This window comes from Paracoccus methylarcula (genome assembly GCF_003007735.2).
Taxonomy (GTDB): domain Bacteria; phylum Pseudomonadota; class Alphaproteobacteria; order Rhodobacterales; family Rhodobacteraceae; genus Paracoccus; species Paracoccus methylarcula.
Map to the genome: position 1 here is coordinate 41,386 of NZ_PXNQ02000002.1, position 14,579 is coordinate 55,964.

The 14,579-nt window shown below is 64.9% G+C and carries 15 protein-coding genes and 1 pseudogene; 6 read left to right on the forward strand and 10 right to left on the reverse strand.

All coding sequences use genetic code 11. The features are described from left to right. The 5 genes from A7A09_RS03380 to A7A09_RS03400 are packed head-to-tail and all read left to right on the forward strand — an operon-like array spanning position 1 to position 3,970. Positions 1 to 333 (forward strand): DUF2849 domain-containing protein, encoded by a 333-nt coding sequence (locus A7A09_RS03380; protein ID WP_106690099.1) that lies wholly within the window; start codon positions 1 to 3, stop codon positions 331 to 333. Next, on the forward strand, positions 326 to 1,984 hold the full coding sequence (locus A7A09_RS03385) for a nitrite/sulfite reductase (RefSeq protein WP_106690100.1): 1,659 nt from the start codon (positions 326 to 328) through the stop codon (positions 1,982 to 1,984). Before A7A09_RS03380 ends, A7A09_RS03385 begins: the two co-directional genes overlap by 8 nt. Further along, on the forward strand, positions 1,977 to 2,708 hold the full coding sequence (locus A7A09_RS03390) for a phosphoadenylyl-sulfate reductase (protein WP_106690101.1): 732 nt from the start codon (positions 1,977 to 1,979) through the stop codon (positions 2,706 to 2,708). The genes A7A09_RS03385 and A7A09_RS03390 overlap by 8 nt, the downstream gene beginning before the upstream one ends. Next, positions 2,705 to 3,076: a DUF934 domain-containing protein gene (locus tag A7A09_RS03395; protein ID WP_106690102.1), complete on the forward strand. Its 372-nt coding sequence runs from the start codon at positions 2,705 to 2,707 to the stop codon at positions 3,074 to 3,076. The genes A7A09_RS03390 and A7A09_RS03395 overlap by 4 nt, the downstream gene beginning before the upstream one ends. A 51-nt stretch (positions 3,077 to 3,127) precedes the next feature. After that, on the forward strand, positions 3,128 to 3,970 hold the full coding sequence (locus tag A7A09_RS03400) for a ferredoxin--NADP reductase (protein WP_106690103.1): 843 nt from the start codon (positions 3,128 to 3,130) through the stop codon (positions 3,968 to 3,970). Between the two features lie 52 nt (positions 3,971 to 4,022). Here the strand turns inward: A7A09_RS03400 and A7A09_RS03405 are convergent, their stop codons facing one another. From A7A09_RS03405 to A7A09_RS03430, 6 genes and pseudogenes are all read right to left on the reverse strand, one after another. Then, positions 4,023 to 4,967: an AEC family transporter gene (locus A7A09_RS03405; RefSeq protein ID WP_106690104.1), complete on the reverse strand. Its 945-nt coding sequence runs from the start codon at positions 4,965 to 4,967 to the stop codon at positions 4,023 to 4,025. After that, a complete protein-coding gene (locus tag A7A09_RS03410; protein WP_170167005.1) occupies positions 4,964 to 5,641 on the reverse strand; it encodes an MBL fold metallo-hydrolase in 678 nt (225 codons plus the stop codon). Before A7A09_RS03410 ends, A7A09_RS03405 begins: the two co-directional genes overlap by 4 nt. 148 nt (positions 5,642 to 5,789) lie before the next feature. Next, a complete protein-coding gene (locus tag A7A09_RS03415; RefSeq protein ID WP_106690106.1) occupies positions 5,790 to 6,599 on the reverse strand; it encodes a TatD family hydrolase in 810 nt (269 codons plus the stop codon). Between the two features lie 4 nt (positions 6,600 to 6,603). Then, a pseudogene (locus tag A7A09_RS03420) lies at positions 6,604 to 7,651 on the reverse strand (DNA polymerase III subunit delta'). A gap of 59 nt (positions 7,652 to 7,710) precedes the next feature. Next, complete coding sequence (tmk, locus tag A7A09_RS03425) at positions 7,711 to 8,307, reverse strand: dTMP kinase (RefSeq protein WP_106690107.1); 597 nt, start codon at positions 8,305 to 8,307, stop codon at positions 7,711 to 7,713. Beyond that, entirely contained in the window at positions 8,307 to 9,452 is a 1,146-nt protein-coding gene (locus A7A09_RS03430; protein WP_106690108.1) for a D-alanyl-D-alanine carboxypeptidase family protein, read from the reverse strand. Before A7A09_RS03430 ends, tmk begins: the two co-directional genes overlap by 1 nt. Before the next feature lie 114 nt (positions 9,453 to 9,566). Between A7A09_RS03430 and A7A09_RS03435 the strand changes: the two genes are divergently transcribed. Further along, a complete protein-coding gene (locus A7A09_RS03435; protein WP_211341027.1) occupies positions 9,567 to 10,025 on the forward strand; it encodes an SRPBCC domain-containing protein in 459 nt (152 codons plus the stop codon). A gap of 273 nt (positions 10,026 to 10,298) precedes the next feature. Here the strand turns inward: A7A09_RS03435 and A7A09_RS03440 are convergent, their stop codons facing one another. The 4 genes from A7A09_RS03440 to A7A09_RS03455 all read right to left on the reverse strand — a co-directional run bounded on the left by A7A09_RS03440 (position 10,299) and on the right by A7A09_RS03455 (position 14,572). After that, positions 10,299 to 11,768 carry a mannitol dehydrogenase family protein gene (locus A7A09_RS03440; protein ID WP_106690417.1) on the reverse strand — a complete coding sequence of 490 codons (1,470 nt, stop codon included), beginning with the start codon at positions 11,766 to 11,768 and terminating at the stop codon, positions 10,299 to 10,301. Positions 11,769 to 11,856: 88 nt separating this feature from the next. Next, positions 11,857 to 12,858 (reverse strand): ABC transporter ATP-binding protein, encoded by a 1,002-nt coding sequence (locus tag A7A09_RS03445; RefSeq protein WP_106690109.1) that lies wholly within the window; start codon positions 12,856 to 12,858, stop codon positions 11,857 to 11,859. A 12-nt stretch (positions 12,859 to 12,870) separates the two neighbouring features. Beyond that, entirely contained in the window at positions 12,871 to 13,701 is an 831-nt protein-coding gene (locus A7A09_RS03450) for a carbohydrate ABC transporter permease (RefSeq protein ID WP_106690110.1), read from the reverse strand. A 1-nt stretch (position 13,702) separates the two neighbouring features. Next, positions 13,703 to 14,572, reverse strand: a complete 870-nt coding sequence (locus A7A09_RS03455; RefSeq protein WP_106690111.1) for a carbohydrate ABC transporter permease — start codon at positions 14,570 to 14,572, stop codon at positions 13,703 to 13,705. Between the last annotated feature and the right edge of the window lie 7 nt (positions 14,573 to 14,579).

The following is a 14,579-nucleotide window of genomic DNA, read 5'->3' on the forward strand; positions in this document are numbered from 1 at the left end:
ATGAGCAAAGCCTTCACCCCGACGGCAGCAAAGCCCGGCGTCATCACCGCGAACGATCTGCGCGAAGGCCATAACGTCTGGATGTGCGAGGATGGCTGGACCGCCGATCCCGCGCAGGCGACCCTGTTCGAGGACGAGGCCATCGCCGAACTGGCGCTGTTGAAGGCCATCGGGCAGTCCGATCTCGTGGTCGGCCCCTACATGGTCGAGGCCCGGCGCGGCCCGAACGGCCCCGAGCCCACCCATTTCCGCGAGGCCTTCCGCCAGACCGGCCCTTCCAACTATTTCCACGGCATTCAGGCCAGCAAGCAATGCGAGGCAGCCAATGTTTGATGCACGTCCCGTCGATACCGACTATGTTCGCCACCGTGCGGCCCAGTTCCGCGCCCAGGTTGCTCGCCGCCTGGATGGTAGCCTGACGGAAGAGGAATTCCGCCCGCTGCGCCTGATGAACGGCGTTTATCTGCAACTGCATGCCTATATGCTGCGGATCGCCATTCCCTATGGCACGATCAGCCCCGACCAGATGCGGATGCTGGCCCATCTGGCCGCGCATTACGACAAGGGCTATGGCCACTGGACCACCCGCCAGAACATCCAGTTCAACTGGCCCAAGCTGGTGGAAATCCCGGATATGCTGGATCACCTCGCCTCTGTCGGGCTGCATGCGATCCAGACCTCGGGCAACACGATCCGCAATACCACCACCGACGCTTTCGCCGGTGCCGCCAAGGACGAGATCGCCGATCCGCGCCCCTATGCCGAACTGATCCGCAGCTGGTCCACTGATCATGCCGAGTTCCAGTTCCTGCCGCGCAAGTTCAAGATCGCCATCTCCGGCGGCGCGCGCGACCGTGCCCTGGTTTCCGCCCATGATATCGGGTTGCGCATCGTCGAGCGGGACGGTCAGCGGGGTTTCGAGGTCTGGGTGGGGGGCGGTCTTGGCCGCACGCCGATGCTGGGCAAGGTGATCCGTGACTTCCTGCCGGAAGGCGATCTGTTGCCTTATCTGGAATCGATCATCGCGACCTATAACCTGAGTGGCCGCCGCGACAACAAGTACAAGGCGCGGATCAAGATCACCGTCGCCGAGCGCGGCTTGGACGTGTTCAAGGCCGAAGTCGAGCAAGAGTTCGAGTTTCGCCGGGCCGATTTCCGCGGTATTGACCAAGAGGCGCTGGCCGGTTTCCGCGAACGCTTCGCTCCGCCCTCGTTCCGCAACGCGCCGGTGGACGGGTTCGAGGCCGAGCGCAAGGCGAATCCCGCTTTCCGCAGCTGGACCGATACCAACCTGCATAGCCACCGGATCGAGGGCTATGCCAGCGTCATCGTGACCTTCAAGGCGCCGGGGGCGACTCCGGGCGATGCCTCGGCCGAACAGATGCGGCTGCTGGCCGATCTGGCCGAGCGTTACGGCCACGCCGATATCCGCATCAGCCACGATCAGAACGTGGTGCTGCCGCATGTCCATAAATCCGACCTGCCGGCGCTTTACCTCGCGCTACGCGAAGTTGGGCTGGCCACGGCCAATGCCGGGCTGACCAGCGATATCATCGCTTGCCCCGGCATGGATTACTGCACGCTGGCCACCGCCCGCTCGATCCCCATCGCGCAGGAGATCGCCGAGCATTTCCGTGCCGAAGGGCTGGAAGAAGAGATCGGCAAGCTGAATATCCGCATCTCGGGCTGCATCAATGCCTGCGGTCATCACCATCTGGGTCATATCGGCATTCTCGGCCTGGACCGGGCAGGGGTCGAGAATTACCAGATCACCCTTGGCGGCGACGGCTACGATATCCCGGCTATCGGCCAGCGCGCCGGTGCGGGCTTCCCCGCCGAAGAGGTGGTTCCGGCCATCGACCGCTTGCTGCGCGCCTATCTGGAACTGCGCGAGGATGCGGGTGAGCCCTTCATCGACGCCTATCGCCGTCTTGGTCCCGCGCCTTTCAAGGCAGCCCTCTATCCGGAGACGGTAGATGCTTGATCAATCGCTCGATATCCGGGCCGAGCGGCTCAACGAGCGATACCGGCACCACGCAGCGACCGAAGTCCTGCGCCGTGCCGTCACCGATCCCGATCTGGGCAAGGTGGCACTGGTATCGTCATTCGGGGCCGAGTCGGTCGTGCTGCTGCACATGGTCTCGGTCGTGGCGCCGGGATTGCCGGTGCTGTTCATCGACACCCAGATGCTGTTCCCCGAGACGCTGGAATATCAGCGCGAGGTCTCGGCCAAGCTGGGGCTGACCGATGTGCGGGTGATCCGGGCGAACGAAACCGAGGTTTCGCGCCTCGATCCCGACGGCACCCTGCACCAGTTCAACCAGGATGCCTGCTGCGACCTGCGCAAGACCGTGCCGCTGGAAACAGCGCTCTCGGGCTTTGATGCATGGATCACGGGGCGCAAGCGTTTCCAGGGCGGACAACGGACCGATCTGGAATTCTTCGAGCCCGAGCCGCCCCTGCGCCTGCGCGTTAATCCGCTGGCCCATTGGCGCATGGAGGACGTGCAGACCTACATGATCGAGAACAACCTGCCGCGCCATCCGCTGGTCGCGAAAGGCTATCCCTCGATCGGCTGCGCGCCTTGCACCTCGCCCGTGAAGCAGGGCGAAGATCCCCGCGCAGGCCGTTGGCGTGGCAGCGAGAAAACCGAATGCGGCATTCACTTCATTGGCGGACGCATGGTCCGCGGAAAGGTTCCGGCATGAGCGAACAGATCATCGTCCGCGACGACGGTTTCCACCCGCTGAGCGATGCGGCAGAGGTCACGCTGGCGCCCGAGACCGCTCCCGAGGAACTGGTCGATCACCTGCATCGCGCGGTGATCGCCATCGATTTCCCGGCAACCGGCGACGGGCGCGGCTTTTCCCTGGCCCGCAGGCTGCGCGCTTTGGGCTTCGAGGGCCGTCTGCGCGCCACCGGCAAGCTGATCGCCGATCAATATGCCATGGCCCGCCGCGTGGGCTTCGACGAGGTCGAGATCACCCCCGAGCTTGCCGAGCGTCAGCCGCAGGAACAATGGCTGGCGCGGGCCGATTGGCGTGATTGGGACCATCGTGCGCAGCTTGCCGGCTGAGGGGCCTTTCGCCCGCCCGAAAGAAACACTAGAACACTCAGGAATTCACAGATGACGCTGGATATGCCCGTGACCGAGGCCGCTCAGACGACCGCCAAGAAGACCCTGCCCGACGCACAGACCGTGACCGCGGTCAAGCATTGGAACGATCACCTGTTCTCGTTCCGGGTGACGCGGCCTGCCTCGCTGCGTTTCCGCTCGGGCGAATTCGTGATGATCGGGCTGCTGGGCGACAATGGCAAGCCGCTCCTGCGCGCCTATTCCATTGCCTCGCCCAACTGGGACGATGAGCTGGAATTCTATTCGATCAAGGTGCAGGACGGGCCGCTGACCTCGAAGCTGCGGCATATCAAGGAAGGCGACGAGATCATCCTGCGTCCCAAGCCGGTCGGCACGCTGGTGCTGGACGCGCTTCTGCCGGGCAAGCGGCTGTGGTTCCTGGCCACCGGCACCGGCATCGCGCCTTTCGCCAGCCTGATGCGCGACCCCGAGACCTATGAGCGCTACGAGCAGGTCATCATGATGCATACCTGCCGCACCGCCGACGAGCTGAACTATGGCCGCGAACTGGTCGAGAACCTGCGCCATGATCCCTTGCTGGGCGAGCTTTACGGCGAGGATTTCGCCAATCGGTTGCTTTATTATCCGACCACCACGCGCGAGGAATCGCCGCAGATGGGCCGGATCACCGACAATCTCAGCTCGGGCAAGGTGCTGGACGATCTGGGCCTGCCCCCGGTGAGCCCCGAGACCGACCGTGCGATGATCTGCGGCAGCCTGGCCTTCAACGTGGATGTCAAGGCAGTGCTGGAAGGTTTCGGTATGCGCGAGGGTGCGAATTCCGAACCGAAGGAATTCGTCGTCGAAAAGGCTTTCGTCGGCGAGGGGATCTGAGGGGCGCTGCCGCCTGCCTCCCATGCCTTGGGCGCGGGGCGGCGGGATCATCTCAGGGCAGGATGGCGAGCCACATCCATACGCTGAATATCGAAAGCGCCGTTCCCACGAGTACGGTTGATGCGGCAACGCGGCGTGCGGCGCCGTAGATATTGGCGAAGAGATAGGCATTGACGCCCGGGGCCATCGCCGCCGTCATCACTGCCGAGCGCATTCCCGCGGTATCGAGCCCGACCGTCTTGCCAAGACCGAAGGTGATCGCCGGATGCAGGATCAGCCCGCAGGCGCAGCACATGGCAATCGTCGCCATGTCGCCCTCGGGCCGGTAACGATAGAGGATGCCGCCAAGCCCGAACAGTGCCGCCGGAAGCGCCGCGCGCGAGATCATCTCGACCGCGGCCCAGAAACCCGCCGGCATGACCAGCCCGGCCTGCATCAGCAGGTTCATGGCAAGGCCGCAGATAATGCCGATCACCAATGCCGTGCGCAGAACGCCCGACAATGCCCGCATCGCGACCCGGCCAAGCGACAGGCCGCTGTCGCGGGCTCGGGTGAACTCCATCACGCTGATCCCGAATGTATAGAGCATCGGCGAATGCAGCGCGATGATTGCCCAGTTGCCATGCAGCGCATCCGGGCCATAGGCGCGCTCGGTGATCGGGATCCCCAGCAACAGGCTGTTCGAGAACAGGCAGACAAAGCCGATCGCCACGCAATCCTCGGGCCCGCGCTTGAACAGGTATCTTGCCCCGGCCCATCCGGCGGTGAAACTGGCGAAGGCACCGGCATAGAAGGGGATCAGCAGGCTGGCGCGGAATTCCGATCCAAGATCGAGCCTGGCCATGGAGGCGAAAAGCAGCGTCGGCACCGCGAAATTCTGGGCGAAATTCATCAGACCGTTGACGGCGCTTTCGCCGAACCATCCCCGCCAGCTGACCAGGTAACCGAAACCCACGACCAGGAAGACCGGCAGGATGATGGTGAACAGGGCGCTCACAGCAGGTCCGCCATCATCGGGGGCAGGGTGGGACGTTTTGCCGAAACCTCGATCACCATCCCGTCATGGGCGGGCAGGATATGGTCGGGGGTCTGCGCCATGACCTGATCGTAATCCATGTCGATATGCATGTTGGTCAGCACGCCGCGCGGACATCCGGAACGCTCGATCCAGTCCAGCGCCTGCGCCAGATGGGCATGGCTGGGATGGGGCTCGGGGCGCAGCGCGTCGCAGATGAATGTCTCCGCCCCCTCGATCATGGGCCAGGCGCTTTCGGGGATCTCCGACACGTCAGGCAGATAGACCAGCCCGCCGATCCGGAACCCGAGAGCGGTGATCCCGCCATGCGGAACCCGGAACGGGTGAAAGTTCAGCGCGCCGCCGGGGCCATCGATGGTCACCGGACCGTCCAGCCGGTGCAGATCGGCGATAGGCGGGTAATGACTGCCCTCTGGCGCCTCGAAGATATAGCCGAAACGTTCAACCAGCGCCTCGGTCGTTGGCGTGTCGGCCCAGACAGGCATCCTGCGGCGGGCGTTGTAGACCAGTTGCCGCAGATCGTCGATGCCGTGGATATGGTCGGCATGGGGATGGGAATAGATCACCGCGTCCAGCGTGGCCACGCCCGCATCAAGAAGCTGCGGCACCAGGTCGGGGCCGGTATCGATCAGCACCTGGGTGACGCCTTCGCTCCCCTCCCGCTCGAGCAGAAGCGAGCAGCGGCGGCGGCGGTTCTTCGGATTCCTGGGGTCGCAGGCACCCCACCGATTGCCGATCCGTGGTACCCCGCCGGAAGAGCCGCAGCGAGGATGGTCGCGCGGATCACGCCGCGCCTCCGGCGGCCTTCCAGAACAGGCGGTCGAAATTTGCAGAGGTCCGGCGGGCGAAATCGGGATAATCCATGCCGAAGATCTCGGCCCCGACGGCAGCGGTTTTCGCCACATAGGCCGGTTCGTTACGCTTGCCGCGATGGGGCGGCGGAGCAAGATAGGGACTGTCGGTCTCGACCAGGATGCGGTCCACCGGGGCGGCGGCGAAAATCTCGCGCAGCTCGGTCGAGCGGGGGAAGGCGGCGATGCCCGACATCGACAGGTAGAAACCCAGATCAAGCGCGGCCCGGGCGAGTTCCGCGCCCGAGCTGAAGCAATGCATGACGCAGGAATAGGCCCCGGCGCGATATTCCTCGGTCAGGATGCGGGCCATGTCATCATCGGCATCGCGGGCATGGATGATCAGCGGCAGGCGGGTCCGGCGGGCGGCCTCGATATGCAGACGCAGGCTTTCCTGCTGCGCGCCCGCGCTTTCGGCGGTGTAGTGATAATCGAGCCCGGTCTCGCCGATACCGACGAATTTCGGGTGATCGGCCAGCGCGACCAGTTCCTCGATGGTCGCCATGGGCTCATCCGCGACGCTCATCGGATGGGTGCCGGCGGCGTAGAACACGCCCTCATGCGCCTCGGCCAGCGCGCGGACCTGCGGTTCCAACCGCAGCCGGGTGCAGATCGTGACCATGCGGGTGACGCCGGCCTCGGCCGCGCGGGCAAGCAATGCGTCATGCTCTCCGCCGAAATCGGGGAAGTCCAGATGGCAGTGGCTGTCGACAATCGGCGGGGGAAGGGCCGCTTGGGTCATGGGATCAACTCGTGGCAGGCGGGGCGGATTGTGCGGGCGGCAGATGCGCCAGTTCCGTCAGCATATCCATCACCAGCGCGGCAGGGTCAAGGTTGACCGCCCGGCCGGAGCGCGCGCGCGCCGAAAGCCGCGCCTGTGCCTCGGCCCATGCCCGCGCCGCCCGATCGTCGGGCGACAGCCGCGCCATGAGGGCACCTTCGCCCTTGGCGGCTTGCGGCAGGGGCGCGCCCATCAGCCCGGCACGGGCGGTGCGGGTCAGGAAACGGTCCAGCAGCGTGATGATCAGGTCAAAAGGATCGCCATCCGCATTGGCCCGGCCCGCCGCCGCCTCGGCCAGTTTCGCCGCCGCCAGCCGGTCCAGCCGGGGTAGCGTGGCGAAGAGATCGACGATCTGTTGATAGCGGGCAAGCCCGTCCTGCCCGGCCAGGCGCAGCGCCTCGCCCACCGAACCGTCGGAAAGCGCCGCCAGGGCCTCGGCATCCTCTTCGACGCCCAGTCCCGCAAGCGCCTGCGTCATCAGATCCGGCGTCAGCGGGTTCAGCCGCAGCGTCCGGCAGCGCGAACGGATTGTCGGCAGAAGCCGTGCGGGCTGATGTGCGATCATCAGGATCAAGCCGTTGCCCGGCGGCTCCTCCAGCACTTTCAGCAGGGCGTTGGCGGCGGCGGTGTTCATCTCGTCGGCGGCATCGATGATGGCGACGCGGTGACCGCCCTCGGACGCGGACAGGTGGAAAAAGGACAAAAGCCGCCGGATCTCGTCCACGGTGATCTCGGCACGCAACCGGCCGGCCTTGTCGTCCCATGGGCGGCGGATCAGTTGCAGGCCCGGTTCGGACAGGGCCCTGATGCGGCGCGCGGCGGGATCGTCCCCGGGCACGGAAAGATCGTCACTGCCTGCACCCGAGATCAGCCAGCGGGCGATGGCCCATGCCAGCGTGGCCTTGCCGGTGCCGCGCGGCCCGGTCAGCAACCAGGCGTGATGCAGGCGCGTCCCGGGTGGCTTCGACGAAATCGCGGATGGCGGGTTCCTGGCCGATCACATGCGGGGTCATGCGCGGATGCGGGGCGCCGGGAACCCGGTCGGGCTCGGGGATGTCCTGCGGATCGCGGCTCACAACGCCGCCCGGACGCGAGCAGCCACGTCCTCGATGCTGCCGCCGCCATCGATCAGCCGGACGCGGCCGGGATATTCCCGCGCAAGGGATCGGAACCCCGCCGCCAGGTTTTGCTGGAATTCCAGCCCGAGGCTTTCGAAGCGATCCTCCCTGCCGCCGCGGGCATTGCCGCGGGCCAGCGCCGTCGCCGGGTCGATATCGATCACGAATGTCCGGTCGGGCTCCATCGCGATCGTCAATTCGTGCAGGCGGTCCACCATGCTCCGCAATTCACCCCGCGCCGTGCCCTGGTAGACGCGGGTGGAATCGGCGAAACGGTCGGTGATGACGGTCTTGCCCTCGGCCAGGGCCGGCCGGATCACCCGTTCAAGGTGATCGCGGCGGGCGGCGGTGAAGAGCAGGCATTCGGTCTTGGCCGACCAGCGTTCGCCCGCGCCCTCGACCAGCAGCCGGCGAATCTCCTCGGCTCCCTCGCTGCCACCGGGTTCGCGGGTCAATACGGTCTCGTGCCCCTCAGTCCGCAGGGCCTCGGCCAGAAGCCTTGCCTGGGTAGACTTGCCGCAGCCGTCGATCCCTTCGAAACTCAGGAACATCAGCCGCCCACGGCGTCGATGGCCTTGCTGCCAAGCCGCATCACCGCGCCCTTCATCCGGCCCATGAACCCTGCCTCGGGCACGTCCTGCGCGGCAAGCAGCGGCGTGACCGCATCCTTGGCACCCGGCACGGTCACCACCAGTTGTCCCAATTGATCGCCCTTGGCGATGGGGGCGGGGATGGGCGAGTTATAGACCGCTTCGACCTTGACCTGATCCTGTGCCCCTGCGGGGATCAGCACATTGACACCGTCCTTCGTGGTCAGCCCCACGCGCGATGCGGTGCCCAGCCAGACCGGAACCTCGACCACGGTTTCACCGCCCGGCACCAGCGTTTCCATGGTGAACTGGCGAAAGGCCCAGTTCACGATCCGCTCGGCCTCCTCGGCGCGGGCGGTGTCGGTTGGCAATCCGGTAATGACGAAGATCACCCGGCGGCCATCCTGCACCGCCGAGCCGACCAGCCCGTAACCGGCCTCTTGGGTATGGCCCGTCTTCAGCCCATCCGCGCCGATCCCCAGCTTCAGCAGCGGGTTGCGGTTGAAACGGTTCGCCGGGGCGCGGTTGTCAAAGGGAAACTCGGTCAGGGCGAAATTCTTGTACAGGTCGGGGAAATCGCGGATCAGGTGCGTGGCCAGGATGCCCAGGTCATGGGCGGTCATCCGGTGGCGGGGCTGGGGCCAGCCGGAAGCATTGGCAAAGACCGAATTGGTCAGTCCCAGTTCCTTGCCCTTTTCCGTCATCTGCCGGGCGAACGCCTCTTCGGTGCCGGCCAGCCCCTCGGCCACGACGACACAGGCGTCATTGCCCGACAGCACGATAATGCCCTTGATCAGCTCTTCCACGGTGGGGCGGTCCTGCTCGTTCAGGAACATCGTCGAGCCACCCATCTGCCGCGCCTTGGTCGAGACCGGCAGACGCGTGTCCAACTGCACGCGCCCTTCCTGCAGTGCCTCGAACAGCATGTAGACCGTCATCAGCTTGGACATCGAGGCCGGAGGAACCGGCTGGTCGGCATTCTTTTCCATCAGCACGGTACTGGTCGCCATGTCATAGACCCAGGCCGTTCCGGCATTCGTATCGAATGCCTGTGCCGGTGCGGCCAGGGTCAGCAGGGCGATGAGCCTCAGCAGGAAAGCGCGCATGAGATGTCCTTTGCCTGTTTGCCCATGATGATTACTATAAGGGCGCTGCTGCCGCAACGCGGCTCGGCATGGCGACAGGTGAATTTGAATGCAATTTTATCGATGGGAGGTCACATGACCCTGTCTGACAAGGATATGGATTTCACTGTCTGGGCGATCATGGACGTGCCGCCCGGGCGCGCCTATGAGGCTGTCGCCGATCCCGACCAGCTCGGCCGGCATTTCACCATGGGTGGTGCCAAAGGGCGGATGGAGTCCGGCGCGACCGTCACATGGGAATTCGCCGATTTCCCGGGGCCTTTCGATGTGCAGGTGGTCGAGGCCGATGCACCGCGCCTGATCGCGTTCGACTGGCCGCATCCGACAGGCAAGGGCAGCAATCGCGTGACCTTCCGCTTCGAGCCGCTGGACGGAAACCGCTGCAAGGTCAGCGTTACCGAAACGGGCTGGAGCGCCGATCCGGCGGGGCTGGGCGCGGCCTATGGGAACTGCATGGGCTGGTCCCACATGCTGGCGGCGATGAAGGCATGGCTGGATCACGGCATCCAGCTCCGTCCGGGGATGTTCCGCTAGGGCAACGAGACCGGCCACGGCACCCCGAATTCGACATCTCCGAAAACTCTGCGCCCCTTCTTCATGTAAATATCCCACGGGGGCGCCGGCCGGTCGCGCCACTGGTTCGAGAGACCTGCCGGCGACGGGGTGTGAAACCCCCAGCCATCGCCGGAGGCGGCTCCACCCGTTTCGGTTCAGACCCAAAAGCCGCCAAAAAACGCGCGGGCGGCAGGAGGAGCACCGCCCGCGCCTCGCCGGGTGATCGTTTGCTGTTCGGCGCAGATTGCGCCTCTACCCGCCGAGATAGCTTTCGATCGCGGCGCGGGTGCCGTTCTCGTGAAGCGATGTCAACCTGCGCGCGAAAGCCTCCTGAAAACGCCTGTCATCGGCCAGCGGACCGAAGACGGTGCGGTTTTCAAGGAATGCCAGAGGGTTTTCGCGTGCGGCGAGGGCGCGTTCGCGCAGGGCTTCGTGATTGTCGTCATTTGGTGCGATCTCACCGCCCGCCTCGTCGCGGCGTTCGCAATAGCGGCACCAGAAGGCGACCTCCTGGGCCAGCCCTTCGATGGCGTGCCCATCGCGCAGTGCATCGCCGATGGTGGGCAGGATGAATTTCGGCTGCCGGTTCGAGCCGTCGAGGCAAAGGCGCGCCACGGTGTCGCCGATCTCGGGATTGGCGAAGCGGTTCACGATCAGTTCCAGGTAATCGCCGTAATCCACGCCGTCGATGGGGGCGAGCGTGGGGATGATCTCGCGGGTTTCCAGCGCCCGCAGCCATGCCTCGATCTGCGGGTCGGCCATGGCTTCGTGGACGAAATGGTGCCCCAGCAGCGCGGCGGGATAGGCGATGGCCGCATGCCCGCCATTGAGGATGCGCAGTTTCATCAATTCGTGGCGGCTGACATCGGCGACGAATTCCGCACCGGCCTTTTCCAGCGGCGGGCGGCCTTGCGGAAAATTGTCTTCGAGCACCCATTGCCGGAAGGGTTCGCAGACCACCGGGGCCGCGTCGCTGATGCCGAAGCGGTCGCGGACCAGCGCCCGTTCGCGGTCCGAGGTGGCGGGGGTGATGCAATCGACCATGGAATTCGGGAAGGCGACGTTTTCCCGCACCCAGTTGCCGAATCCGGGATCGGAAAGCTGCGCGAGGCCGGTCACGGTGCGGGCGCAGACATGGCCGTTCTCCGGCAGGTTGTCGCAGGACATGACGGTGAAGGGCGGGATGCCCGCCGCCTCGCGGCGGCGCAGGGCGGCAAGGATCATGCCGAACACGCTTTGCGGGGCCTCGGGATTGGCGGCGTCATGGGCCATGTCGGGATGGGCGGCGTCGAAACCGCCGGTCTGCGCGTCCACGTAATAGCCGCCCTCGGTGATCGTCAGCGAGACGATACGGATCGCCGGGTCGGACATGGCGGCGATGACGGGTTCCGGCTTGACCTCGACGAAATCCACCATCGAGCCGATGATCCGGGCGTTCAGCCCCTTTGGGTCAAGTTCGACCAGCGTGGTCAGCCAGTCCTGCGCCTGCAGGTTTTCGCGCATGGCGGCGTCGCCGGGGCGCACGCCCGCGCCGACCAGCGCCCAGTCATGGCCCTCGCCCTGTTCGAACAGGCGGTCGAGATACCAGGCCATATGCGCGCGGTGGAAATTGCCGACGCCGACATGCAGGATGCCGGGCCGCAGGGCCGCGCGGTCATAGCCGGGGCGGCTGACGTCGGCCGCCAGATCGTTGAGTGTGGATTGCGACAGGGCAATAGCCATTGCGGAGCCTTTCGTCAGGGTGCCTTGGGAAAAGGCATGTTCGGTCATCTCGGAACAAGGCGGCGGCGTGACCGCCGCCATGTCCCGATTACATGCGGTCGCCGTTCTTGTCGAAACGGTGTATCTTGTCCTCGGCGGGGCTCAACCAGATCTCGTCGCCATGGCGGAATGCCACCTCGCCATCGGCACGGACGGTGACGGCATCCGCCAGCCCGGTATCCTCGACGTAGAAGAAGCTGTCCGAGCCCAGATGTTCGGACACGCCGATCCGCCCTTTCCATTTGCCGCCATCGGCAGAGACCGAGATATGTTCGGGCCGCACACCGATGGTCTCGGCGCCGTATTCCGCCGCTGCCGCGCCCGTGAACAGGTTCATCCTCGGGCTGCCGATGAAGCCTGCGACAAAGACATTGCGGGGACTGCGATAGAGTTCCAACGGGCTGCCGACCTGCTCGATCCGGCCCGCCTGCAGGACGACGATCTTGTCGGCCATGGTCATCGCCTCGACCTGGTCATGGGTCACGTAGATCATCGTGGTCTTCAGGCGGTTATGCAGCTCGCTGATCTCCAGCCGCATGCCGACCCGCAGGGCCGCATCCAGGTTGGACAGCGGTTCGTCGAACAGGAAGGCCGAGGGTTCGCGCACGATGGCCCGGCCGATGGCGACGCGCTGGCGCTGACCGCCCGAAAGCTGGCCCGGGCGGCGGTCCAGGTAGTCGGTCAGGTTCAGTGCCTTTGCCGCCGAATCGATCCGGCGTTTCTGCTCGGCCTCGTCGATGCCCGCCATCTTCATCGGGAAGGCGATATTCTTGCGCACCGACATATGCGGGTAAAGCGCATATGACTGGAACACCATGGCCAATCCGCGTTTGGCCGGGGAGGCCTGGGTGGCATCCGATCCATCGATCACGATCTTGCCGCCCGTGACGTCCTCCAGCCCCGCGATCAGGCGCAGGAGCGTGGATTTTCCGCAGCCCGAGGGACCGACGAAGACGACGAATTCGCCATCCTCGATGGTCAGGTCCAGCGGCGGGATGACCTCGACTTCGCCGAAGCTCTTGGCGACATTTTCAAGGGTGATTTGTCCCATTGTTCTTCTCCGTTACTTCACGGCGCCGAAGGTCAGGCCGCGGACGAGTTGCTTCTGGCTGAACCAGCCGAGGATCAGGATCGGGGCGATGGCCATGGTCGAGGCCGCGCTGAGTTTCGCGTAGAACAGGCCCTGCGGCGACGAGAAGCTGGCGATGAAGGCCGTCAATGGCGCGGCATTCGTGGTCGTCAGGTTCAGCGTCCAGAAGGCCTCGTTCCATGCGAGGATCACGTTGAGCAGCAATGTCGAGGCGATGCCCGGCACGGCCATCGGCGTCAGCACATGGATGATCTCGTTGCGCAGATTGGCGCCGTCCATCCGCGCGGCCTCCAGGATCTCCCCGGGGATCTCGCGGAAATAGGTGAACAGCATCCAGACGATGATCGGCAGGTTCATCAGCATCATGATGATGACCAGCGCGGTGCGCGTATCCAGAAGCCCCATGCTGCGCAGCCCCAGGTAAACCGGCACCAGGACGCCCACCGCTGGCATCATCTTGGTGGACAGCATCCACATCAGCACGTTCTTGGTGTTCTTCGTGGGCTGGAAGGCCATCGACCAGGCGGCGGGAATGGCCACGGCCAGCCCCAGAAGTGTCGAGCCGATCGAGATCACCACCGAGTTCATGAAATAGCGGGCGTAATCCGAGCGGGTATTGACGTCGATATAGTTCTGCAGCGTCCAGTCGAAATTGAACCAGACCGGGGGCGAGGCGATGGCCGTGGCCTCGGTCTTGAAGGATGTCAGCACGGTCCAGATGATCGGGAAGGAGATCAGGATCCCGATACCCCATGCGGCGACGGTGACGAGGGCGCGCTGGCCCGTTGTGGTTTGTCTCGCCATGTCAGAGCTCCAGGTTCTTGCCGACCGCGCGCATCAGGAAGAAGGCGACGATATTGGCGATGATGACGGCGATCACCCCTCCGGCCGCGCCCATGCCAGCGTCGAATTGCTTGAGCGAGACGTTGTAGATCATGAAGGGGATATTGGTGGAGGCATAGCCCGGACCGCCTGCCGTGGTGACGTAGATCTCGGCGAAGACCGCCAGAAGGAAGATCGTCTGGATCAGCACGACCACGGTGATCGAGCGGGTCAGATGCGGCAGGGTCAGGTAGATGAACCGGCTGAGCCAGCCCGCGCCGTCCATCTCGGCGGCTTCCATCTGTTCGCTGTCGAGCGATTGCAGCGCCGTCAGCAGGATCAGCGTGGCAAAGGGCAGCCATGCCCACGCGACCATGATGGTGATGGACAGAAGCGGCAGGGTGGAGAGGAAATCCACCGGCTGCAGGCCGAATGCGCGGAAGAGATGCGCAAACAGCCCGTTGACCGGGTTCATGAACATGTTCTTCCACACCAGCGCCGAGACCGTCGGCATGACGAAGAAGGGCGAGATCACCAGGATGCGGACAATGCCCTGGCCCCAGAACTCCATGTTCAGCAGAAGCGCAAGCAGGATGCCGCCGATGGTTGTGATCGCCAGCACGCCCAGCACCAGCACCAGCGTGTTGACCAGCGCCGGGATGAAGGCCGGGTCGGTCAGGAAATAGTAGTAATTCTCGAACCCGGTCCAGGAAGCGGGTGGGGTCAGGATATTGTAGCGGAGGAACGAGAAATAGATCGTCGTCCCGAGCGGAATGATCATCCACGCCAGAAGCAGGATCACGGATGGCGAGATCATCAGCCGCGCCGCCTTATGCGCACGTTGCGTGGCCATGGGGCAA